This is a genomic window from Methanobacterium aggregans (assembly GCF_017874455.1).
GTDB lineage: Archaea > Methanobacteriota > Methanobacteria > Methanobacteriales > Methanobacteriaceae > Methanobacterium_C > Methanobacterium_C aggregans.
Genome location: NZ_JAGGLN010000004.1, coordinates 266,050 through 287,981 on the forward strand (window position 1 = coordinate 266,050; position 21,932 = coordinate 287,981).

Genomic DNA, 21,932 nt, shown 5'->3' on the forward strand with positions numbered 1-21,932 from the left:
ACTATGTTATTTGAACACCATAATTATACTTCTCAAAGTGTAGATATTACAAACAACAGTTTAATGAAAAAAATTTTCAATTAATAAAAAAAATGGATGAATTGGATGTACCCATTGTAACAGGCCGTCAAAGAGGGGAAAGGATTGAATACTGTTGATAATGAATTAAAGTCATCTCAAAGCCAAAAAGAAGATATTAATCAGGATGTTAAAAAAGTTCTCCTGGTTGGTTACAACGGTGCCAACAACACCGGATCTGAAGCTCGGCTCATCTCCATAATAAAGGATGTGAGGGCTGTTTTAGGGCCAGATGTCTTTATAACCATTCCAACACTCAATGAGAAGAATTTACGCCGCTACATCAAGGAAGAAGCCAACCTTAAAATCGTGCCAATTCCATCAATTTTCTTCTTTGCAATTAGAAAGCTTGTAAAAGAGCATGACCTGGTTTTACTTGTTGAAGGAAGTTGTTACATGGACACATGGACTTCAGCTCTTCTCTGGGCTTTTTTATGGACAACAAGATGTGCTAATTCTTTTAAAAAACCATGTGTCGCTTATTCAGTGGATGTTGGAGATCTATCAACTTTAAATAGTTTTTTTGTTAAAAGAGAAGCCAGTAAGACTGATCTGATCATAACCAGAACTAAGTTAGCTGCAGATAAGCTAAAAAAGATAGGGGTCACTGCGCCCATAAAACATGCGGCAGATAGCGCTTTTACCTTCCAGAAAGATGGGAAGGATGAAACCATCCTCAAAGACATATGGTTAAAAGAATCTCTTCCCAAACCTGAGGCGGGTGTTGTGGGATTTGCAGTGGTAGATTTTTATCTGTGGCCTGTTGTTATAAGGCCCTGGGGCAGAAGCAAGGATATTTATAAATGGCCGTATTACTTCTCCCGCTCAAAAAAGAGAGCTCAAAGAAGTGACGACTTGGCTGCCAGCTGGGCTGCTTTAGCCGATGGAGTAGTAGAAACACATGGCAAAAACATTGCACTTGTCTGTATGGAAGAATTGGACAAACCCCTTGCACTCAGTATCTTAGGTAAAATGCAGCACTCCGAGAATGCATATATATTTACTTCAAGCGAATTTAACACCTCTCAGATGACAGGAATACTGCAGGGCCTTGAATTACTGGTTACATCACGTTACCATGCAGCTGTTTTATCCCTTGAATCATATGTACCTCAAATAGCAGTTGCGCACGACCCCCGTCTAAAGGGACTTTACAATGAACTGGGAATTGATAAGGAATACCTTTTTGATTGCAGACCTGAAAATACATGTGAAACAGTATGGAGTGAAGTCAAAAAACAGGCAAATGAACTTCTTGAAAATCCGGGAAAAATATGTAACACGTTGAAGCAGGGTTATGACCAGCATTTAAGGGGAGCAAATGAAAATCGGCAGTTGTTAAAAGAATTTTTAATTGAAAGAGGATGGAAGGTGAAACCTTGAATAGCAGGGTTTTCATCACAGGAGACACTGGTTTTCTGGGAACACAGATAGTCCGCAGATTGATTAAAAAGGAAAATTGTTGCATTGTAGTTCTGGTACGGGGTTCCGATGATGAATCTGCCAAAAGGCATCTTGCCCGTTCATGGTGGGAGTGGCCTGAGCTTTTGGAATTAATTAATGAAGAAGATGAAGATCTTAAAGCAACTGACAGTATGCTGGATGAAATACCAGATATATTTGATCCAGATGCTGATAAAGTGCAAAAAAAATTATCAAACAGAAAATTCCAGTTCGTTAGGGGAGATATTTCAAAGGAAAAACTCGGCCTTGAAAGGGGATTGTATGAAGATCTGGTAGGTAAAGTCACCCATATAATTCATACAGCTGCAGATCTTAGGCTCAATGCCCCAATGGAAGAACTCAGGAAAATCAATGTTCAGGGAACTCTTAACGTTCTTAAATTGGGTGAAGATGCCCAACTTAACCATGGAATTCAACGTTTCTCCCATGTATCCACAGCTTACGTTGCAGGTGGACGGAAAGGTCATGTTGATGAGAATTCACTTACAGATGAGTATGAATTCTTGAGTAACTACGAAAGAAGTAAGTTTGAAGGGGAGGTTGAGGTAAAAAAATTCGATCTACCAGTATCTGTATTCAGGCCAGGTATGGTGGTTGGTGATTCCGATACAGGTTATGTGAAAACATTCAACACAGTGTACACTATTTTAAGGCTTTACCTCAATGGAAAGATGAGGATCATCCCTGTTTCTTCATCGCTTAAGATAAATCTTGTACCTGTGGACTACGTTGCAGATGCAGTTACTGATTTAACATTTGATCCCACTGCAGAAGGCCAAAATTTCCATTTAACAGCACCACATGAGTTCCTTCCAAGTGTTAGAGAACTCGTTGATTTCATAAACACATGGGCACAGGATGATCTAGATTTAAAACTTCCAAATCCCATATTTTTACCCTTATCATCAATGATCCCCTATGTCTCAAAGTTACAGAATTTAACTGGTTCAAAGGGTGGAATGATCAATACAATTGCCCTACTTTCACCATACTTCAACGAAAAAAGGGAATTTTCCAGGAAGAACATTGAAAAACTGAGTGGACCATATAAAATTCACTGGAAATCTTTTTTACCTAAAATACTGGATTACGCAGTTTATATGGGCTTTTTCCACCGTTCCGATAGAACAGTTCATGAACAAATTTTATTCCGACTTAACAGTCAAAGCAGACCTGTTGATTATTACGATGTGGTGGGCAGCAGATTTAAAAAAAGATCCTCAACTGAGGTTCAGAGTGATATGCTCGCAGCTGTAAGATCGCTTCGATCAATGGGAGTTGGTCCAGGGGACAGGGTGGCAATGGTGGGATTTAACAGCACTCGCTATTTGACACTGGACGTTGCCCTAGGATTAGTGGGGGCTGTGAATGTTCCATTATATTATACAAGCCCCATAGATGAAATTAAAGAAATTTTAAAGGATTGTGGAGCGTCTGTACTTTTTGTAGGTACGCCCCAGATCCTGGATAAATTGGGAGAATTTGAAGAACTGGGAACAAAAACGATCTCATTTTGCAGGGAATCCATGGAACTCCCATCCAGGGTTATGAGTTGGAAAGAATTTCTGGACCTTGGAAAAAGTGAATCTCAAATTAAGGAATTTGGGGTCCCTGTGGCTCCTGTGGATTTTAACAGCATCGCAACCATCCGTTACACCTCTGGAACCACAGGTAAACCTTCAGGCGTTACCTTCACCCATGGAAATTTGAGGTGGATGGCTGAATTCATTGCTTCAATGCCTCCATGGATTGACAGAAACCGTGAAGTTTCTTATCTATCATTTCTACCCATGAACCACGTTGTTGAAGGTATTTTAGGAACTTATGCTCCTTATTATGCTCCTGCACCCTTGAAACTCTACTTCCTTGAAGACTTCCAGGATCTGCAGAGAACACTACCAAAGGTGAGACCTACCATATTTTTCTCGGTACCCAGATTCTATGAGAAGGTATGGTCACATATAATGCAAAGTAAACTTGGACATATGTATCTAGATGCAGATAAAGGTTTTAAAAAAAGGGTACTTCAAAGAATATTAAAAAGGGCTGTCCTTAAAAATGCAGGTCTTGATGCATGTGCTCAATTAATTGTAGGTTCAGCACCTTTAAGTGAAGATATCCTCAGGTGTTACAAAGGGTTAGGTATTGAAGTTCACAATGCCTACGGCTTAACTGAAGCACCACTTGTTACCATAAATCGTTTGGGGGCCAACAGAATAGGAACTGTGGGTGAAGCCCTCCCATGCACAGATGTGAAAATAAAAAGTGACGGAGAAGTCATGGTACGCGGGCCTCAGGTAACAAAGGGTTACTTCAATGATAAGTCCCGTAACAATCATTTATTTAAAGATGGCTGGCTTCTTACAGGTGACTACGGTTATCTAACTCCTGAAGGAAGTCTTGTGATAACAGGACGTAAAAAGGAACTGATAGTCAACGCTTACGGGAAAAGTATCAGTCCATTGAAGATCGAATCAATGTTAAAGGATATAGGCTGCGTATCTGAGGCCATGGTGTTTGGAGATGAAAAACCGTACTGTATTTCGTTGATATGGGTAGATGAAGATGTAAAACTAGATGAGATTGACGAAGCCATGACAAAAGTGAATTCTAAACTCTCTCATCCAGAGAAAATAAAACGATGGGCAGTTTTAAAAAACGATCTTTCCATAGAAAACAGTGATTTAACAGCAAATCTCAAACTTAAAAGAAAAAATATTGTTAAACGCTATCAGAATCTTATAAAATTCATGTACACAGATTGGAATGTTGATAAATATTCCGGTGAATACGTTTCTGGGGAATACCTTAAGGAACGTAGTAATGAAAAAATCCCTGAAAACATATTAAAATCAGGCACACTTCATTTAGGAAGTGCAGGAAACAATTATGAGCATTAAACTAAAAATATTATCCATTTGGACCCCACAATCCCTTTTGATTAATGAACTGGACAGGGTTGCGGAGGTAACAACTGAATGTCTGGATAAACTTCTGAAAGAACACTCCGCAGAGTCTTTGAACCTTTTGGAAGACTTGGTTATGGAAGGAAATCTTGAGCAGAGAAGAGCTTTAATGGCTGAAGGTCACAATGTCAGAGTAAATGCTCTTATTGACGCCATTGGATATGAAAAAGCCATGGAAGTGGGCAGAACTGAAATGTTCAAAGCAGGTTACAAACTGGGATTGGAAGCACGTGGACGTCTTGGTGTAAATGAAAACATCAGGGACACCATTAAAGCTGCACAGATACTGTACAGAGTACTTGGAATAGAATTCAAAGTCGAAAAGCTGGAAAAAAATATGGTTTTAATGGTGAAAAGATGCTCACTCGCCAATTATTACTCTCCTGAGACATGTAGAATGATGAGTGCTGCAGATGAAGGTGTTGTTCATGGTTTAAATGAAAATTTAAACATGTTATTCAAAAAAAGGATAACTGAAGGTGCAAAAGAGTGTACAGCATGTATAAAATCTAAAAATCAGTTGTGATCTAAAATATCTAAAATTTGATTGAAAACAATTGAAATTACTAATTTGAACTTTAATAACTTTAATAAAAGATTAATTGAATTATACGGGGCAAAAACTATGAAAGCAATAGTTGTGGGATCTGGTGCGGGAGGAGGAACTGCTGCACGTGAATTGGCCATGAATGGATTTGATGTCACCATACTTGAGGCAGGAAAAGTATTCAAACCCTTCACCAGACGTTTGACCATGACGGAACCCCTCAGAAAGGCAGGTCTTCTTGGAGGCGAAAAAACTATTGGCCTTATATTTCCTTATATGGATGTGATGCGTTCGGAGAAGGACCTGGTGCTGGTTAGAGGCATTGGTACCGGTGGCTGCACCACTTTATCCTGCGGCAACATGGTACGGGCTGATCATGGATTAAAAGAGATAGGACTCGATCTTACACCGGAATTTGAAGAACTTGAAAATATTGTAGGTGTGAAACCCTTTCCAAAGAAGAGATGGAGGCCTCTGACCAGAACTATGTTTGAATCCGCTGCAAAATTAGGTTTAAACCCACATCCAACTCCAAAGGCTGTTGAACCGCGTTTATGTACCTCCTGTGGACTTTGTGAAATGGGATGTTCTACTGGGGCACGCTGGGACTCAAGGCAGTTTTTAGAGGACGCCCTGAAAATGGGAGCTCTGCTCCACACATCGTCCCCTGTGCAGAGGGTTGTAATGGAAAATGGGTGTGTGAAAGGTGTTGTTGTTAAATCAGGACGATCAAATAAGGTTATAGAGGGAGATGTGGTTGTTTTAGCTGCAGGGGGAATTGGAACAGCCCAGATACTGAAGAATTCAGACTTACCTGCTGAAGACCATCTCTGGGTTGATATTGTTCTTACCCTTGGAGGCATTTCTAAAGGAGCCAAACAGCTTAAAGAACCCCCTATGTTGTGGTACACAGAGCATGATAACTACATATTATCCCCCTATCTGGATGTATTATCCCACTGGTTCCATAAACCGTGGAGAAACGTTTCACTGGAAGATAGGGTTGGAATAATGGTAAAAATGGCAGATATGGAAGAAGGTACTGTTTCTGCAGACGGATCTGTGAATAAAAATATTTCTTCCGAGGATCGAACCAAAATAGACATGGCAGTTTCCCATGCAAAAGAAATAATGGAAACTTCAGGAGTTTCAGGTCCATTTGTAAAGGGAATGTACAATGGAGGCCATCTTGGGGGGACAGTTCCCCTGAAAAAAGAGGATGTAGCTTCAATGAAGCCTTCATGGCTGCCAGATGGATTGTGGGTTGCTGACCTCTCACTCGCTCCCCGCTCACAGGGCCTCCCAACCATTTTATTGGCTTCAGCTATGGCATTAAGGGTGGCAAGGAAGATTATACAGGACTGATCTTGTAGATGGTCATGTGACTTAGGTAAACATAGGAAACTATTCAGGATTAACTGTATAACCTAGACTAAAAAAGATACACAATTCATGCATAAAGGAGATTTTAAATGAAAATATTAGCAATAATTGGAAGCCCAAAAGGTAAAGGTAACAGTTACAAGGTTACAAAGGAAGTTGAGGAAAAAATGAGGGGAATGGAAGATGTAACCTTTGAATATCTTTTTCTCAAAGACGTTGACCTGCAAATGTGCCGTGGCTGCTTTTCATGCGTTATTAAGGGGGAAAATTTCTGCCCTATTAACGATGACAGGGCCAAAATTGAGGATAAAATGCTTAAATCAGACGGAGTCATATTCGTAACACCCTGCTACTGCCAGAACGTGTCAGCACTCCTGAAAAACTTTATAGACAGATTCTCCTATGTATTCCACAGGCCGCGCTTTTTTAACCAGAAAGCCATGGTTTTAGCCACAACTGGAGGTGCAGGATTAAAAGAAACTTTAGACTATTTATCCAAACTTGAAGTTTGGGGTTTTGGACCTGTAGTTAAACTTGGTGCCCTATATCCACCATGGCCTGCATCTGAACGCCTTAAAATTAAAAATAAGAAGAAAATAGTCGGATCCACAGAGGAGTTCTACAAAAAGCTTAAGGGAAAAAAACATCCATCCCCTGGATTTAACCAGTACATGCACTTCAGGTTCATGAAAACAACCTCTGATATGAAGGAATATCTACCTGCAGATAACGAGTTTTATAAGGATAAAAAGGAGTTTTTTTATCCAGTTAAAATTAATCCTTTCAAGAAGTGGTTTGCATCAGTCATGATAAAAATTGCCATGTTCATGATGAGGGATATAGGACCAGAGGATGTTAAATAGGATTGAACCTTCTGATACCCTTTTGATACCTCTAAATTATTTTTTAAAATGGTTAATTCCAATCAATACATAAAAAAAGAATTTTTTAAAAAAGATATTATGGAAATAGATTTTTAATAAAGAAGGATAAGGATCTATTTCTAAAAGGTGTAAAAATGAACAACTCCCAAACAAAATTTCGTATTTTGAAGTACTTGAAAATGACCTACAATAAAGATCCTTCAGTTTTTGCAAACAGAGTTATACTGCTTGATGAGTGTAAAATTCCTGATGCAGACCTTGGAAAAAACCTGAAACATCTTAAAAATGCGGGTTTGGTTGATATGCAGATGCGCCTGGGCGGAGACTTCATCGTGAAGATCAACAACAAAGGAATTGATGCCCTTAGCCAGATGGAACAGAAACTACAGAAGGATGGGGAAGTGGGAAAAGATTTAATTTCTCCTTTGATGGCTGAAACCAAGGTTTACGTTGATTCAAAACTTGAAACCCTTGATACTGATATTTTAACACGTCTAAATTTTATTTACGAAGATTTAAGCTCTGAACATCATGAGCATGGTTTTGCAAGGATTGCCTACGACTGCAGGGAGCTGCTCCTTGATTTTTCAGATGCCTTATTCAATGAGTATGGTGATCCATTGAATGTCAAAGAAATACCAAAACGGGATCAGGCCAAAATTAAGTTACAGTACGTTCTGAAAAGTGCAGGTGAAACTGATGAACATGGTAAACTCTTATCAGCCAAACTCGATTATATTCTGAATTACTTGGATGTGTTGAACAGATTCATGGAAAAGGGAGGACATAGAGAGATAGCTTTCAGTTTGGAAGATGCAAAATCATGTTTTATTTACACATATCTTTTCATAAGGGATGTTTTAAAACTTATAGATCGATTTTAGAAGTTTTAAATAAAATTAAATATAAAAATAAGAATTTAAATGATTCTAGGAGATTAAAAAGAAAAATATTAAAGGGAACTAAGGAGTTTTTTTATTGATCTGGGCATCAAGTCTGGCCTTAGCCTTTCTGAAGGCCGTGAGAAAAGAATCCTCTTCTCTAACAGGCGTGATTTCAAGGCCCAGTTTTCTGTGTTCCTCTATCCATTCCTCTTCAAATATTGGAATATCTATTTTTATAGGTTCTTCCGTTGGGTTTACAACTACAAGGTTCCTGTAGGGGAATTGGGTCTCATTTATGTAACCTCCAACACTGATTATGTGCTGGGGTCTTACAACAAACTTCATTTAATCACCAAGATAAATTTTTTCTGTTTATTTGAATTTTATATTATTTATTTCTCTTTGAAGTGACAATGAAGGACAATTAAAACCTGCATGAAAATCTAAATCCCGCAGGTTTGAAATTATGATGGATCATTGGACTCATCATTGAATCAAACCAGTTATCCTTCAATTGATGTCATTCAACACCCAGGCAGTTTATAGGAACGTTGCAACTATTGCAATGACTCCCAGTATGGATGTACCTGCAACAACTGGATAGAACTGTTTGTTGGTGAATATTGGGGAGAATGCACTGAGTACAGCCATTAGAATTGGGAATATGAGTGCAACCAGTATGTTCACCAGTATGGTCCAGTCCATAATGTTCGGAGGCATTCCCAGGAACAGGGTTGTGAAAACAGTTGCAAGGACAAATATCAGGAATCCTCTGCTTATGTAGACGTATGCCCTGTATTTTGATGCATATTCAAGTAAGGGCCCTTCTATAACATCTGCCTTGGCCTTTAGTATGGAGAAGGGGTATTCGTTCAGGAGTACCATGAATCCTACGAAGAACACTATTGCACCGAGTATACCTGCAACTGTGAAGAGTATGGGTCCGTGGATGTGCTGGTATGCCACTATGTCCTGCAAGTAGATACTCCTGGCCATTGTAACGGGCACGAACATGGCTAGGTACAGGGGAAATGAACCAAATGCTATTAAACGAAAAGCCCTCATTGTACTGAGTTCTTCAAGGAATGACCTTCTTGCTTCAGGATGTTTTGCCCCCTTAACAATGTCTGGAAATGGCATTCTAAGTGAGAGAACTGATTTTGACAGTGACCCCATGAACATGTAGAGTACTTCTTCCACCTTTAAAAGACCTATAACTGCCACCATACTTGCAAATGCTGCTAATGGGTACATCTGAGGCGTTATAACGATGAGTATGAACACCACTGATAGTAGACTTATTATTGGCAGTGCATTGTAAAGTCTTGGCATTGGAGAGTTGGGTTTTATGGTTTCCTTAAAGAAAAACTTGATTGGGGCCATAAATCCCGGACTTGAGATTGGTGGACCTACCCTCTGCTGGATCCTTGCATGCACAAACTTCCTTTCAATTCCTGGAAGCCATATGCTGACCAGGAAAGCCAGTATCAGTGTTCCTATTACTGCGATTATTGAATTTATAACAGTCATCTGCACTTCTCCTAATCCCTATATCTTTATCATTTTTATCATAATTTATGTCTTATTCTGTGGATTTTTATTATTTATCTGTTCTTATTATCTTGATTGCACGATCCGTGCATGTGAAACAGGGATCACACTGCACAATTGCAAGCTGGGCGTCAGTTATATGATGACCTATGCATGCCTGCTGCATTGCCCCTATGTTTGCGATTGATGGTGTTCTTATGATTGAACCCCTTACACGGCCGTCTTCCAGTGCATAGGAATGGTAGAGTGTACCACGGGGCACCTCTATGTAGCTCTTGGTTATTGGAGCGTCATGCATCTCCCAGCTTCTGTTGGTTATCTTACCATCTGGGAGGCCTGCAACTGCCTGTCTTATTATCTTTATGGACTCGAAACATTCGAGAACCCTCATGAGGAGGTTGGATTTGACATCTCCACCATCCTGGGTTATGACATCGAATTCAAATGGGTCGTAAACAGACATTTCACGCCTTAAATCTCGCTCATATCCTGTTGCACGAAGGGTTGGTCCAGATGTGCCTAACCTTAATGCATCCTTCTGAGATATGGTTCCAACACCGGTTATACGGGACATGATCATTGGATCCGATACAAACCTGTCTGCGAAGGCCGTTAATTTCTCCTCGATTACGTCCATTCCCTCAAGGATCTTCTGTATCCTCATCTCATCCAGTTCACATCTTGGTCTGACCCCTCCAATGATGGATGCTCCGTACTGAACCCTGTTACCCCCTATCATCCTGAGAAGTTCCATGACTGTTTCTCGGATGTAGAAAAGTCTCATTGAGAAGGTTTCATGTCCCAGAACTTCGTTTCCATGGGCCAGGTAGAGGAGGTGGCTGTGGAGTCTTTCAAGTTCCTCCATTATGATTCGTATGTAGGTTGCGCGTTCTGGTACCTCTATGTCAAGGGCCTTCTCCGCAACCATACAGGAGTTCCAGATGTGGCTGTTGGAGCATATTCCACAGACCTTTTCAGTCAGGCTGTTAGCCTTTTCAACAGGCAATCCTTCCATTATTCTTTCAATTCCCCTGTGGTTAAGCCCTATTGTTATTTCAGCGTCTTTTACAATTTCGTCTTCAACGAATAAACGTACCCTGTATGGTTCAAGGGCTGCAGGGTGCACAGTTCCCATGGATATTTCTGTTTCAATTACAGTTTGTTTGGAATTTTCATCACTTGCATTCCTGTTTCCCTTGTTATCCTCATCCATAAATACACCTTTTTAAGCACATTTGGTTTAAAAACCTTTAATCCCATTATTACTTGTTTAAATATTAAATTAACTTTTAATATTCCTTTAATTTTAATATTTCTTTAAATATCCATTTGAAATTTATTGAATATTATATTGGAACGTTAATTATCTCATTGTTTCATGTTATTCTGCATTAAGCAGTTTTGGAAGGGCTGCAACCACTCCAGACAGAACATCCTCTGGTCGCACCGAACATCCAGGTACCTTTGCATCAACTGGTATGATATTATCAACAGGTCCTGCAATTTCTTCTGAGGGTATATCCCCATGTATGTTCTTGTAAACTCCGCCCATCAATGCACATGCACCTGCTGCAACAACAGCTTTGGGTTCCGGAATTGCATCGTATATTTCACGCAGGGGCTGTTCCGTGTGTTTTGTTACCGGGCCTGTGACTACAAGAACATCTGCTTCCCTTGGATTCCATGTTAAAAAGACTTTGTACTGTTCTGCATCGTATTTTGGTGAAAGTATGCAGTTGACTATCTCAATATCGCATCCATTGCATCCTCCAGTGTACACGAGCATGACATGCACGGCCCTTGCCCTTGAATATGATTTTAAACTCATATCATTCCTCTTTTAAGGTTTTTTAAGGTTACTTTAAGGTCAGTTTGTTAAGATCATCTTTTTTTATGTTCTTATGTTGATTTCTTAAGGTTACTTCGTGACCATTCCTAATTCAATGCTTTATTTTATTCCTTCCTCTTCTTCAATACCGTTGAATCTGATAAAAATTGTGATATGAATGCTATTTTATCATCGGATATTTTAACAGGCTTTTCAAGGAGTGTGGATATGTCTGATTCTGGATGACCAACATCGTTTGGATGTATGGTTCCTGCCTCCCCGAAAAGGGCGTATAATGGACAGAAATCATGACAGTAATAACAGTGAACACATTTTTCACTGTGGAGAACTGGAATCTGAGTTTTCATCATTCCCTCCATAAGCTGAACTGGTTCGTCAAGGTCCACCATTTCAACTGCTCCTGTTGGGCAGGCGTTACTGCATCCTCCGCATCCTATGCATGGTACCTCTGCAACCTTGTCTGTGGGGACTATTCTGCCTTCAAGAATTTTGCTTCTAAGTTCCATGTCTGTAACACGGTCTGAGGCAAATAGTATCCTTTTCAGGTTGCTGTAGGCTCCCTCCAGAAATATTCTGATTAAATTTTTCATTGTGATACCTCGAATTCCCTTTCAAATAGTATGGCCCTTGCCGGACATGCATTTGAGCATGCACCACAGTAGGTACATTTTGAATCATCAACAACTATACTGCCATCTTCACCTTCAGTTATGGCCTCTTCAGGACAGATCTTGGTGCAGAGTTTGCACCTCATGCAGAGTTTGTCCTGTACAAATGTGAAACCATCGGTTATTGACATTTTATGCATGGTTGTCTTTTTGATGGCATCCTTTGGACAGTGTATGGCACATTTTTCGCAGAGAACACATTTTTCAAGGTCAACTTCAATTGAACCTTTTTTAAGGGTTATTGCATTCTTAGGACAGACCTCTGCACAGACACCGCAGGATATGCAATCATCAGAAACATCTCCCTTCCATGTGATGTTTTCAAAGCTTCTTGCCTCGCTGTAATCACAGGCTTTGACACATCTTCCACATGACACACAGAATCCCTTAACAGTTCTTTCAGGGCCTTCTGAAAGTCTCAGTGTGCCTACTGGACAGGCTTCAAGGCATTCCATTGTTTTGCAGTCCTTGCAGAGGGTTGGGTCGTACCTCATCTTACCGTTGATCTGCCTGAGTGCCCCACGGGTGCATGCGTCTGCACATAGTCCACAGTTGAGGCATGAAACTATGTTGCCCTCAATTTCCTCATCTTCTTCAGGTTTTCTGATGTTCACCTCAAAGTCATTGATGTAGATTGCGTTTTGTGGGCATTCCTTCATGCACTTCAGGCATAGGGTGCATTTCTCAGGGTCTATGACACCTTCTTCTATGGCTCCAACTGGACATACATCTTCACACACACGGCACTGGGTGCATTTTCCTTCAAGGTTCACATCAACCATTATTGCATCTGTTGGACAGTAGTACTCACATCTTCCGCAGAGGGTGCATTTCTCAGTGTCTGTGATCACATTGGTCCTCTGAACTTTTTCATCCTCTTTCTTGGCAGGAAGAGTTGGTTGAACAGTTAGATTAAGTGCTTCGAGAAATTTAAGCTGTCTGTCCTCTATAACATCATAAGCATCCACTCTTGCATCTATTGGACATGCATCGGCACATATTCCACATCTTGAACATATGCCCTTCACAACCCCATCTTCGATGTGTATGCTGTTAACAGGACAGGTCATTTCACATACTCCACATGCGTTGCATCTTGCTCTGTCAACAACGTAACCCCCATATCTATTTTTAAATATGGCCCGGTTTGGACAGGCTTCGGCACATGCTCCGCAGGTGATGCAGCTGAATGCTTTGCCTTCAATGAGTCTTATTGCCTCTGTTGGACATTCCTTGATACATTCCCCAAGGCCTTCACATTTTTTAGTTGATAAGAACATTAGTATTACCTTCCATTCCCTTTAAATATTAAAATTTCTTTTAATTCCCCTTTAATCCCATATATGTTAAATTTCATGATTTTGAGTTATGATTCACTTTAATTCATGCTAATGTTTAATTTCATGGTAATATGATGTATGTTTTAATGGGATTTTCTTCTTTCCGAACAGAAATCCCCTTTTGACGTAACCCATCAGGGTATCAAGTCTGTGATAATCCTGGAAATTTTCGATATTTTTCAGTCCTCGTTCTCTATGCTTCTTCCCCTTCCAAAGAGTAGTTTACCCACAATTATTCCTATAAATGCTGCTACGAATCCTGATGCAAATGGAACATCTGTGTAGTAAGGAAATGCACCGAGGAAGTACGCCATAGCCACCGCAAATATGAGTGTAACCATGTAAACTGATGTATCGAATTTTAGCTTGCTTTCTGGGTTTTCTTTGATCCTTGTTCCCAGTATGAATCCTAATAAGAATCCTAAAATTATTGGGCCTGCGTAAACCATTTAGATCTCCTCTTCATTCATGTTTTCAAGCAGTTTCTTACTTTCAAGGAAGGTTATCACCACTGCAGTCAGTCCCACCATAACCTTGAGACCCACAACGAAGTTGAGGTATGGAATGATACCTGCGTGTATTGGATCAGGGTAGTCAAATATGTGCTGTATGAACTGTGGTACAATACCGTAGAGGTTAACTCCAAGGTTGTAGAGGAAGAATCCTGATGTGAAGAGTCCTGCAAGGCCCAGGAAAACATATGCAAGGGCCCCTGCACTTTCAAGTGATGCCATGAAGTTGTGGGTTATGTGAATTGGGTTTTCCTTTACACCGTAGACAACCAAACAGAATATCAGTGCTCCTGCTATTATGGCACCTCCCTGAAATCCTCCTCCAGGAGTTATGTGTCCTCCGAGTATGGTTAAAATACCGTAACACATCAATATTAATGATGCTGGAAGTGCGAAGAGTTTAAGTATTGTGCTCATCTAATCATCCCCTCCAAAGTCCACTTTTCCCCTTCCGAATATGAGTAGAGTTACAACAACTGCAGTTACAAGTATGAGTGCTTCTCCAAGGGTGTCGTAGCCTCTCCAATCAAATACAACGTTTGTTACCATGTTTGGGGCTATTTGTGGTCCAATCCAGTTGTATATGTAACTTATTCCAGGATAGATCATGTTACTGAAGTGGAATATGGACTCAAAAAGTGCTATTGCGAACACTAAGAGTGCAAATCCTGATATTATGTTTCTTAATCCCTCAGACATTTAGATTCCCCCAGTAGAATAATGTTACAATAATTCCAAGTGTCACCACAACGTAGAATGTCATGTTGGCCAGTGAATCGTTCTGCTCTCGTTTGAGTTTGGGCATGATGGGCATTGCCACAACAACCAGTACAAGGAGTAGAATGAATGCAAATATCATGAGTACCTTGCTTACAACCCTGAGCATTATAACTGCCACTAGAAGGGTGGATATGATTGCTATTTCTCCTGCCAACATGGATGAAGTTGACACGTTTGTTAATGGTCCCTCTTCCTCTGTTTCACTTCGAATATCCTTTATTTTCTTTACTATAATATCATAGATGCTCATAGAATCCCCCTATTACTATGCAAGGCTCATCGCCAGCCCGTGCAGAGAATTGGTTGCAAGGCCAGGGAACAGACCGAGTGTTAAACATATGATCAGGAACACAACCATCGCAAGTAGTGTTACCCTTGGTATTTTTTCGTTCTTAATTTCGAGGCCCTCTGGTTTTGACCGCATGTAAATGGCGTAGAAAGCCCTCATAAAGGTCATGAAAGTCACAATACTCAGGAGTATCATTATTATACCCAGTTCAGGCAATCCTGCATCTACAGCGGCCTGACAGAGCATCAGCTTACTCTGGAATACATTTAATGGAGGAACTCCTGCCATTGCAAATCCTGCTATCATAACCAGGAGTGCTGTTTTTGGTGACTGTACCATCATACCACCCAGCTTCCTTATATCGCTTTCCCTGGTTTTGTAGAGTATGGTACCGAAACCTATGAAGAGGAATGCGGTTATTACAAGTTCGTTAACAGCCTGGAACAGTCCTGCTGTTATTCCCATTGCAGTTCCAAGTCCCAGTCCTATTCCAATGTATCCAAGTTCACCCACTGCAAGGTAAGCTATGATCCGTTTGAAATCTGTCTGGTTCAGTGCCATGGTTATGCCCAGCACCATTGCAAGGAGGGATATTCCTATTATGAAGACCTTGGAGAATGGAAGGTATCCGAAGATTCTGATTATTATGACACCAAGGGCTACGAACATCACAACTGAGAATGCCTGAAGCAGTGCAGCTCCGTTTGGAAGAGCTTTGCTGTAAACTGCGGATTTTATTGAGTGGAAAGGTGGAAGTCCAGAACCGTAGAGCCATCCAAAGGTTATGAGGCCACATGCCATCAGAAGTACTGGACTTTTTGGATCCACCATTCCATGTTTAATGGCGTAGACTATATCCGTGATGTTAACGTTTCCTGTAACTCCAAGGAGGAATGCTATTCCAAGAAGCATCAAAGGTGATGCTATGCTCCCAAGTATCATGTACTTTAGGGCTGTTTCGTAGCTGCCCTTGACCTTGGAAACCAGGATTATACCAACCTGTGCCAGTGCTGCTATCTCAAAGAAGACGTAAAGGTTGAATATGTCGTCTGTGAGTATTAAAGCAGTTATTGAAGCTGCAAGCATGAATAAAAGGTATCCATACACTCCTGAAGGTCTTTTAACCTCGTAAAGAGATAAGAATATTGAAAACAATGCCACGATTCCCACTATGAATATGAAGAGCTTCTGTGCGCTTCCAAATACGTAGGTGATCGCAGGGTGGAAGATATTCAGTGCTGAACCCGTTATGAATGCAGGTAGTCCCGTTGCTATGGTTCCATTTTGAATGAGGGGTGCGTATCCCCCGAAATAATGGGTTCCGTAGCTTGCAAAAAGTGGTATTATTGGCAGTGCCAGTGCAATGATCACTGATAATGCCTTGATCGTGCGATCCCTTTCATGAATCAGGTTCAGGAAAAGGGCACATGTAATTGGTATTATAACCATCAGTGGGATTAAGGAATTCATATAGTCCATGTAATCCCTCCAGTTTGTGCAAATGCACAATCCTTACAACTGTGTTTACTGCTGCACATGAATTTCATCTTTGTTCTAATTTCTGTACTTCTTCTGAAGCTTGTAATGTTTGATGAGTCTTTTGAAGGCATTTCAATTACTCTCCAAGGATCTTCGATGCACTTATGGATCCGTATTTTTTGTGAAGCACGATGATTATTCCCAGCATAACTGCCAGGGTACTTGCACCGATAACAATGCTCGTGAGCACCAGTGCGTATGGCAGTGGGTATGATGCATTCTGTGAGAACCAGTTACTTGCCATGCCCGGAAGGAAGATGTAAACTATTCCTCCAGCATTGTATCCCATGGCGATGAGGAAAAGGTTGGCACCGTCACCTATGAATGCAAGTGCTATGATTTTTTTTATAAGGTTATCAAGATAAACTGCACCGAATAGTCCTATGAATATCAGTGCTCCTGCTGTCAAGAGTGATGCGAGTTGAGTGTCCATAATCATTTTATTCCTCCACCCTGCGTGTTCTGTAAACTGCCAGTGCAAAGAATACTGGTATAATTGCGGATCCCACAATTGCCTGGGTTAGTGCAACGTCTGGGGCCTGAAGGTACTGGTAGAGAAGGGCCAGACCCACCCCTGGAATTCCTGTTAATATGGCTGCTTTAAGGAGATCACGCTGCATCAGGGCAATGATAGCACCTAAAACTGTTACAATCATGAATATGTATTCTATCATTTTTCTTCCTCCCCATAGTAATGGCCGTTGGCTATTGCATGGGCTGCAAATGGTGCGAGAATGAAGTAAGCCACAGCAAGAAGTGGTTCATTAAGTGCAAGAAGCGCTATTATGCATGCCGTATCTGTAACGCCCAGTATGTGTATTCTAGCGTAGGTAACATGCTTAATGTTATCTTTGAATCTTAAAAGTCCTACTGTTGCCAGGAGCACCATTACTGCCATCAGTATGAGTACTGCTGCCTGTATCAAGGTTATCAGGTCTTCCACTTAATCACCCCTCAAAACTCTTGCGAATGCTATGGTTCCAATTGGTCCCAGGAAAACCAGGGCTGTTGCTATGTCCTTACAGAAGCCCAGTCCGTAGATGTGCTGGATCAAGATAAGAATGGTTATAACTGCTATGCTCAGACCTAAAACTCCTACAAGACCCATTGCTATGCTTTTTCTGGTTGTGATCCTTATGGTGGCCACTGCGTATATTGCCAGAGCCCCCATGAGGATGTATTCTGATAAGATGAGTATGTTCATTCTAACATCCCTTTTATGTATGGTTCAAATGGAATTACCTCTTCAACTGTCCTTGGATATATTGTTGCAACTTTCAACACCTGATTTTCAGAGTCCAAGTCAATAGAAAGTGTTCCCGGAGTTAAGGTTATGCTGTTTGCAAGGATTGCCTGGGAAACCGGCCTCTTGAGCACTGTTGGAATTTCAACAACGGTGGGCTCCACCTTACCGTTAACAGTCCTTACAGCAACGTCAAGCTCTGCTTTTAATATTTCAAAGATGAGAACAACGAAATAAGCGATTCCATAATATATTCTAACTAAGAACATTTTGAGTAACCCCTTCCATTTTATTATAATGAATAACAAGACGGGTAATTAACATTGTTAAAACAGATAGTAACCTGAATAATCGGGTTAACTTACCCCACTTCTAATTAATTCTTCATTATAAAACATGATATATATAAATATAACTAAATTGATTTTTCATGATTTTCATTTTACATTATTATTAAAAAAGATTTGAAATTTAAACCCTTAAAAAAGTGTTAAAATTTTATTAAATTCACTATTCCAATAAAGATCTTATTAAAAATATTTTAAATAGAGTTTTAAAACCTGGAATTTTTATTAAATCCTTAATTGAAGTGATGAACCCCCCTAAAGAACCTGTAAAACACTTCCCCAACCTCCATTCACAAAAAATATGAAAACCACCACAACCCACAGACTAAAAAGTCCAAATGCAGCTTTTTTCCTGTACTTCCTGGAGGAAATTGGAGACAGAATCCTAACACCTGCAGGTGTGGACATGTCAAGGATCACGTGACTAAGGCAGCCCAGAAGAACTGCTGAAAACACGTAGCAGATATTCATGGAGTTCAGAAGGTAATTTGGAGTCAGGAATATTCCAAGAGATACCAGAACTGCAAAAACAGGCAGGAGCTTCCTGTTAAGTATGATAAAGGCCAGTACCAGAGATATAAATATCAGGGCTAGTTTCAAGGGCACTGTGAAATCCTGAAGCACCAGCCGGGACCCCATGACGAATACAGCCATGAAACCTGATATCAAACATATTCCAAGAATTGAGTGCATGAATCCCCTGTGTTTGGACACGTAAAAAACCATTGCCAGAACCACGAGTATCAACCCTATTAAAAAGGGTAGATTTAGTATGTAAAGTGCCAAAGCTATCACCATTCCAATCAGAGCCATTATTGTCAGGTTCTTCCTGTTAACGTCGTGGTCCATGTCCAACATTGAGGCTCCCAGAACTGCCAGTGAGAGGTAGAAGACATCTGGGAAAAATGGCAAAGCCATTATTATTGAAAATAAAACGTGTTTTTTGTAGGATGGCATTTTTATCAGATTTAAATCTGTAGAACATCATAAAAAAGGATTTCCATGAAAAATGATTGGCTTAAAAATTACTAAACAAAAAAAAAGGTTTTAGAGGGTAGTGAAATGGTACTCAGATGATTTCAAAGTACCTCAAGTAGGACAGCATCTGCAGGTATGACCTTTCAGGGCTTCCCACATTAACCTGGCAGTTCTCTGATACAACTTCACATGTCACAGCAGGCCTGCCCATGAGGTTGCACTCATCCTCAAGAGCTCCACTGTAGAGGGTTCCTGCACGTTCATGGAGAATGATCTTGGATCTTGTTTCACGGGTTATGTGTTCAGCTATACCACAGCTTTCAGTGCATGGATTTCTTGAGCAGAAAACACTCTCCACTCCAGGATTGCTCCGGAGTTTGGTGGCATGGAAATCAGCAACAGAATCTATTTCAAACTTTTCAACTGCTTTTAATATGTCGTTTGAAGCTGAACCCCCCTTGGATGCTGAACGGTTCATGTCGAATCCCTTGAACCTCCTGGAATTTTTCATGGTTGAGTGGGGTACTGCAAAGGGTATGAGGTAAACTGTTCCATGGATCTCCATGTTTTCCAGTTCGTCTGCAAGTCTGAGAGCCGCCAGTTGTGGGGGAATTTCATTTCCATGAATCCCTGCCGTGAGCATGACCCTGGGTCCACCTTCACCAACCTTTATAAGGGGTGTTCCGTGTTTTGCGGCACGGATCAGCATAGAACTTATGGATCCTGAGGGGATGTTTTCACGTAGAGGTTCGTTGCAAGTTACGTTGCCCCCTGTTTTGGGGGAGAGTATGATCATTTCAGCTTTAGATTTCATGGTGCACCATCATAAAATAGGCCAAGTTATAAATTATAAAATATTCCAATATTGTTATAATTATTAATTAGTACACTTTTGAATTAATATTTTTGATGGAACATATATTGATCATGTAGAAGTTATTTAGATAATATAAATGAAGTTCATATAAATCAAATCAAGGTGATTCTGAATGGAGAAAGTTGTTCTGGCATTCAGTGGTGGATTGGACACCTCTGTATGCGTTAAATTACTCGAAGAAAAGTACGACATGGAAGTTATCACAGCCTGCGTTGATGTAGGCCAGCCTGAAGATGAAATAGAAAGACCTGGAATGGTTGCAAACAAAATCGGCTCATTTAAACATTACACAATCGATGCAAAGGATGAATTTGCAAGTGAATTCATATTCAAAGCAGTTAAAGCCAATGCAATGTACGAGGGTTACCCCCTGAGCACTGCACTTGCAAGACCACTTATAGCCATGAAAATAGTGGAACTGGCAGAAAAAGAGGGAGCCACCGCCATAGCACATGGATGTACAGGTAAAGGAAACGACCAGTTCAGGTTCGAATCAACCATAAGATCCGGTTCTGTATGTGACATAATAGCCCCTGTAAGGGATTTAAACCTCACAAGAACCGAGGAAATGGAGTACGCAAAATCCCATGGAATACCCACGCCATCTGACAAGCTCTACAGTATCGATGAGAATCTTTGGGGCAGATCCATAGAGGGAGACATCCTTGAAGACCCTATGGTTGAAACACCAGAGGAAGCTTTCAGCTGGACCCGTTCAAGTGAAGATGCACCAGACGAAGCCCAGATCATTGAAATGGAATTTGAAGAGGGAGTTCCAGTGGCCATCGATGGTGATAAAATGGCACCTGTCCAACTCATCAGGGAGTGCAACCGCATTGCAGGTATCCACGCAATTGGAAGGGTTGACATAGTGGAGGACAGGATAATTGGACTTAAATCCAGGGAAAACTACGAAACACCTGGAGCCGTGCTGATAATCACAGCCCACAAGGCCCTGGAACAGATCACCCTCACAAGGGAAGAATTGAAGTTTGCTGAAACCATCTCACAGACCTATGCAGAACTTGTGTACAATGGTCTGTGGCATGAACCGCTACGCGAAGATCTGGATGCAATTGTTGATAAAATGCAGAGACGTGTGTCCGGTAAAGTCAGGGTAAAACTCCACAAGGGCGGAATGAGGATCCTTGGAAGGGAAGCTCCTTTCAGTCTTTACAGCCAGGATGCAGTGTCCTTCGAGGACAAAGAACTCGACCAGCGTGAAATGGCAGGTATGGTTAAAAATTATGGATTACAGGCAGCATGCTACCAGAAAGTCTGCAAAAAAGATTGAACTGACCTTGCTAAACCCTTCAAAGAAATGGGGAATGCATTAAGGATAAACATTCCCAGCACCCTATTTTTTTTATTAGAAATAATCCTTGTTGATAATAAATTACTGAAACTAAAATTTTTGTTGAAAATAAATTTATCTTATTATTCAATTGTATTTAATTAGTTTAAAAACCGTAAAGGAGAGATCAATCATTCTAATGGAAATTGTACTGGTTCTCGTTGTGATTTTAGGACTGATAATTCTTTTCAAAGTGGGTGGTGTTCTGTTGAGGATACTTCTGAACATGATCCTGGGATTCCTACTTCTTTTCATCGTTGATCTCATTCCATCAGTTGATATTCCAATCAACATACTCACAGTACTGGTTGCAGGTTTTGGAGGAATTTTTGGAGTTATATTCCTCCTGATACTGAGTTTCATTGGAATTATTTAGTTAAACCCCTTGATTCTAAATAA

Annotated in this window: 26 protein-coding genes; 8 read left to right on the forward strand and 18 right to left on the reverse strand. The window is 40.5% G+C overall.

The features are described 5' to 3' along the window. Positions 1-144 precede the first annotated feature (144 nt). The 6 genes from J2756_RS08015 to J2756_RS08040 all read left to right on the forward strand — a co-directional run bounded on the left by J2756_RS08015 (position 145) and on the right by J2756_RS08040 (position 8,206). On the forward strand, positions 145-1,461 hold the full coding sequence (locus J2756_RS08015) for a polysaccharide pyruvyl transferase family protein (RefSeq protein ID WP_245315988.1): 1,317 nt from the start codon (positions 145-147) through the stop codon (positions 1,459-1,461). Next, positions 1,458-4,442, forward strand: coding sequence for an AMP-binding protein (locus tag J2756_RS08020; protein ID WP_209584431.1), 2,985 nt, complete (start codon positions 1,458-1,460; stop codon positions 4,440-4,442). The genes J2756_RS08015 and J2756_RS08020 overlap by 4 nt, the downstream gene beginning before the upstream one ends. Further along, positions 4,432-5,034: an L-2-amino-thiazoline-4-carboxylic acid hydrolase gene (locus J2756_RS08025; RefSeq protein WP_209584432.1), complete on the forward strand. Its 603-nt coding sequence runs from the start codon at positions 4,432-4,434 to the stop codon at positions 5,032-5,034. Before J2756_RS08020 ends, J2756_RS08025 begins: the two co-directional genes overlap by 11 nt. Positions 5,035-5,133: 99 nt before the next feature. Beyond that, a complete protein-coding gene (locus J2756_RS08030; protein WP_209584433.1) occupies positions 5,134-6,420 on the forward strand; it encodes a GMC family oxidoreductase N-terminal domain-containing protein in 1,287 nt (428 codons plus the stop codon). A 107-nt stretch (positions 6,421-6,527) separates the two neighbouring features. Further along, entirely contained in the window at positions 6,528-7,301 is a 774-nt protein-coding gene (locus J2756_RS08035; RefSeq protein WP_209584434.1) for a flavodoxin family protein, read from the forward strand. A gap of 155 nt (positions 7,302-7,456) precedes the next feature. Next, a complete protein-coding gene (locus J2756_RS08040) occupies positions 7,457-8,206 on the forward strand; it encodes a hypothetical protein (RefSeq protein WP_209584435.1) in 750 nt (249 codons plus the stop codon). 78 nt (positions 8,207-8,284) lie between these two features. Here the strand turns inward: J2756_RS08040 and J2756_RS08045 are convergent, their stop codons facing one another. From J2756_RS08045 to J2756_RS08130, 18 genes are all read right to left on the reverse strand, one after another. Continuing rightward, a complete protein-coding gene (locus J2756_RS08045) occupies positions 8,285-8,551 on the reverse strand; it encodes an energy-converting hydrogenase B subunit P (protein ID WP_209584436.1) in 267 nt (88 codons plus the stop codon). A 195-nt stretch (positions 8,552-8,746) separates the two neighbouring features. Further along, a complete protein-coding gene (locus tag J2756_RS08050; RefSeq protein WP_209584437.1) occupies positions 8,747-9,736 on the reverse strand; it encodes a respiratory chain complex I subunit 1 family protein in 990 nt (329 codons plus the stop codon). A gap of 70 nt (positions 9,737-9,806) precedes the next feature. Continuing rightward, positions 9,807-10,970: a hydrogenase large subunit gene (locus tag J2756_RS08055; RefSeq protein WP_209584438.1), complete on the reverse strand. Its 1,164-nt coding sequence runs from the start codon at positions 10,968-10,970 to the stop codon at positions 9,807-9,809. A 168-nt stretch (positions 10,971-11,138) separates the two neighbouring features. Then, a complete protein-coding gene (locus J2756_RS08060; protein ID WP_209584439.1) occupies positions 11,139-11,585 on the reverse strand; it encodes an NADH-quinone oxidoreductase subunit B family protein in 447 nt (148 codons plus the stop codon). Positions 11,586-11,710: 125 nt separating this feature from the next. After that, complete coding sequence (locus J2756_RS08065; protein ID WP_209584441.1) at positions 11,711-12,196, reverse strand: 4Fe-4S dicluster domain-containing protein; 486 nt, start codon at positions 12,194-12,196, stop codon at positions 11,711-11,713. Then, positions 12,193-13,554, reverse strand: coding sequence for a 4Fe-4S binding protein (locus J2756_RS08070; protein WP_209584442.1), 1,362 nt, complete (start codon positions 13,552-13,554; stop codon positions 12,193-12,195). The genes J2756_RS08065 and J2756_RS08070 overlap by 4 nt, the downstream gene beginning before the upstream one ends. 239 nt (positions 13,555-13,793) lie before the next feature. Continuing rightward, positions 13,794-14,063: an energy-converting hydrogenase B subunit J gene (locus J2756_RS08075; RefSeq protein ID WP_209584443.1), complete on the reverse strand. Its 270-nt coding sequence runs from the start codon at positions 14,061-14,063 to the stop codon at positions 13,794-13,796. Beyond that, positions 14,064-14,543 (reverse strand): MnhB domain-containing protein, encoded by a 480-nt coding sequence (locus J2756_RS08080; RefSeq protein WP_209584448.1) that lies wholly within the window; start codon positions 14,541-14,543, stop codon positions 14,064-14,066. After that, on the reverse strand, positions 14,544-14,825 hold the full coding sequence (locus J2756_RS08085; RefSeq protein WP_209584449.1) for an EhbH: 282 nt from the start codon (positions 14,823-14,825) through the stop codon (positions 14,544-14,546). After that, positions 14,818-15,156, reverse strand: coding sequence for an energy-converting hydrogenase B subunit G, EhbG (locus J2756_RS08090; protein ID WP_209584450.1), 339 nt, complete (start codon positions 15,154-15,156; stop codon positions 14,818-14,820). The genes J2756_RS08085 and J2756_RS08090 overlap by 8 nt, the downstream gene beginning before the upstream one ends. A 15-nt stretch (positions 15,157-15,171) precedes the next feature. Continuing rightward, on the reverse strand, positions 15,172-16,665 hold the full coding sequence (ehbF, locus tag J2756_RS08095) for an energy conserving hydrogenase EhbF (RefSeq protein ID WP_209584552.1): 1,494 nt from the start codon (positions 16,663-16,665) through the stop codon (positions 15,172-15,174). A 145-nt stretch (positions 16,666-16,810) separates the two neighbouring features. Next, entirely contained in the window at positions 16,811-17,173 is a 363-nt protein-coding gene (locus J2756_RS08100) for a cation:proton antiporter subunit C (protein ID WP_209584451.1), read from the reverse strand. Between the two features lies 1 nt (position 17,174). Continuing rightward, complete coding sequence (locus J2756_RS08105; RefSeq protein ID WP_209584452.1) at positions 17,175-17,408, reverse strand: DUF4040 domain-containing protein; 234 nt, start codon at positions 17,406-17,408, stop codon at positions 17,175-17,177. Beyond that, positions 17,405-17,677 carry a monovalent cation/H(+) antiporter subunit G gene (locus J2756_RS08110; protein WP_209584453.1) on the reverse strand — a complete coding sequence of 91 codons (273 nt, stop codon included), beginning with the start codon at positions 17,675-17,677 and terminating at the stop codon, positions 17,405-17,407. Before J2756_RS08110 ends, J2756_RS08105 begins: the two co-directional genes overlap by 4 nt. Further along, complete coding sequence (locus J2756_RS08115) at positions 17,678-17,938, reverse strand: monovalent cation/H+ antiporter complex subunit F (RefSeq protein WP_209584454.1); 261 nt, start codon at positions 17,936-17,938, stop codon at positions 17,678-17,680. Next, positions 17,935-18,246: a monovalent cation/H+ antiporter subunit E gene (locus J2756_RS08120; protein WP_209584455.1), complete on the reverse strand. Its 312-nt coding sequence runs from the start codon at positions 18,244-18,246 to the stop codon at positions 17,935-17,937. The genes J2756_RS08115 and J2756_RS08120 overlap by 4 nt, the downstream gene beginning before the upstream one ends. A 333-nt stretch (positions 18,247-18,579) precedes the next feature. Beyond that, a complete protein-coding gene (locus J2756_RS08125) occupies positions 18,580-19,281 on the reverse strand; it encodes a metal-dependent hydrolase (protein ID WP_209584456.1) in 702 nt (233 codons plus the stop codon). Between the two features lie 112 nt (positions 19,282-19,393). After that, the gene (locus tag J2756_RS08130; protein WP_209584458.1) at positions 19,394-20,116 is read right to left on the reverse strand and encodes a succinylglutamate desuccinylase/aspartoacylase family protein; all 723 of its coding nucleotides are present in this window, start codon (positions 20,114-20,116) and stop codon (positions 19,394-19,396) included. Positions 20,117-20,291: 175 nt separating this feature from the next. Here J2756_RS08130 and J2756_RS08135 point away from each other — a divergent pair, with 175 nt between their 5' ends. Both J2756_RS08135 and J2756_RS08140 read left to right on the forward strand, forming a co-directional pair. Beyond that, entirely contained in the window at positions 20,292-21,473 is a 1,182-nt protein-coding gene (locus J2756_RS08135) for an argininosuccinate synthase (RefSeq protein WP_209584460.1), read from the forward strand. 199 nt (positions 21,474-21,672) lie between these two features. Beyond that, positions 21,673-21,909 (forward strand): pro-sigmaK processing inhibitor BofA family protein, encoded by a 237-nt coding sequence (locus J2756_RS08140; RefSeq protein WP_209584462.1) that lies wholly within the window; start codon positions 21,673-21,675, stop codon positions 21,907-21,909. Positions 21,910-21,932: the final 23 nt, after the last annotated feature.

Excerpts from the sequence above, each read along its gene's own strand:
- J2756_RS08105 (WP_209584452.1), bottom strand. The coding sequence starts at position 17,408 with ATGATAGAATACATATTCATGATTGTAACAGTTTTAGGTGCTATCATT.
- J2756_RS08085 (WP_209584449.1), bottom strand. The coding sequence starts at position 14,825 with ATGTCTGAGGGATTAAGAAACATAATATCAGGATTTGCACTCTTAGTG.
- J2756_RS08080 (WP_209584448.1), bottom strand. The coding sequence starts at position 14,543 with ATGAGCACAATACTTAAACTCTTCGCACTTCCAGCATCATTAATATTG.
- J2756_RS08060 (WP_209584439.1), bottom strand. The coding sequence starts at position 11,585 with ATGAGTTTAAAATCATATTCAAGGGCAAGGGCCGTGCATGTCATGCTC.
- J2756_RS08040 (WP_209584435.1), top strand. The coding sequence starts at position 7,457 with ATGAACAACTCCCAAACAAAATTTCGTATTTTGAAGTACTTGAAAATG.
- J2756_RS08120 (WP_209584455.1), bottom strand. The coding sequence starts at position 18,246 with ATGTTCTTAGTTAGAATATATTATGGAATCGCTTATTTCGTTGTTCTC.
- J2756_RS08070 (WP_209584442.1), bottom strand. The coding sequence starts at position 13,554 with ATGTTCTTATCAACTAAAAAATGTGAAGGCCTTGGGGAATGTATCAAG.
- J2756_RS08115 (WP_209584454.1), bottom strand. The coding sequence starts at position 17,938 with ATGAACATACTCATCTTATCAGAATACATCCTCATGGGGGCTCTGGCA.
- J2756_RS08055 (WP_209584438.1), bottom strand. The coding sequence starts at position 10,970 with ATGGATGAGGATAACAAGGGAAACAGGAATGCAAGTGATGAAAATTCC.
- J2756_RS08045 (WP_209584436.1), bottom strand. The coding sequence starts at position 8,551 with ATGAAGTTTGTTGTAAGACCCCAGCACATAATCAGTGTTGGAGGTTAC.
- J2756_RS08140 (WP_209584462.1), top strand. The coding sequence starts at position 21,673 with ATGGAAATTGTACTGGTTCTCGTTGTGATTTTAGGACTGATAATTCTT.
- J2756_RS08135 (WP_209584460.1), top strand. The coding sequence starts at position 20,292 with ATGGAGAAAGTTGTTCTGGCATTCAGTGGTGGATTGGACACCTCTGTA.
- J2756_RS08125 (WP_209584456.1), bottom strand. The coding sequence starts at position 19,281 with ATGCCATCCTACAAAAAACACGTTTTATTTTCAATAATAATGGCTTTG.
- J2756_RS08035 (WP_209584434.1), top strand. The coding sequence starts at position 6,528 with ATGAAAATATTAGCAATAATTGGAAGCCCAAAAGGTAAAGGTAACAGT.
- J2756_RS08030 (WP_209584433.1), top strand. The coding sequence starts at position 5,134 with ATGAAAGCAATAGTTGTGGGATCTGGTGCGGGAGGAGGAACTGCTGCA.
- ehbF (WP_209584552.1), bottom strand. The coding sequence starts at position 16,665 with ATGAATTCCTTAATCCCACTGATGGTTATAATACCAATTACATGTGCC.
- J2756_RS08065 (WP_209584441.1), bottom strand. The coding sequence starts at position 12,196 with ATGAAAAATTTAATCAGAATATTTCTGGAGGGAGCCTACAGCAACCTG.
- J2756_RS08130 (WP_209584458.1), bottom strand. The coding sequence starts at position 20,116 with ATGAAATCTAAAGCTGAAATGATCATACTCTCCCCCAAAACAGGGGGC.
- J2756_RS08100 (WP_209584451.1), bottom strand. The coding sequence starts at position 17,173 with ATGATTATGGACACTCAACTCGCATCACTCTTGACAGCAGGAGCACTG.
- J2756_RS08090 (WP_209584450.1), bottom strand. The coding sequence starts at position 15,156 with ATGAGCATCTATGATATTATAGTAAAGAAAATAAAGGATATTCGAAGT.
- J2756_RS08075 (WP_209584443.1), bottom strand. The coding sequence starts at position 14,063 with ATGGTTTACGCAGGCCCAATAATTTTAGGATTCTTATTAGGATTCATA.
- J2756_RS08025 (WP_209584432.1), top strand. The coding sequence starts at position 4,432 with ATGAGCATTAAACTAAAAATATTATCCATTTGGACCCCACAATCCCTT.
- J2756_RS08050 (WP_209584437.1), bottom strand. The coding sequence starts at position 9,736 with ATGACTGTTATAAATTCAATAATCGCAGTAATAGGAACACTGATACTG.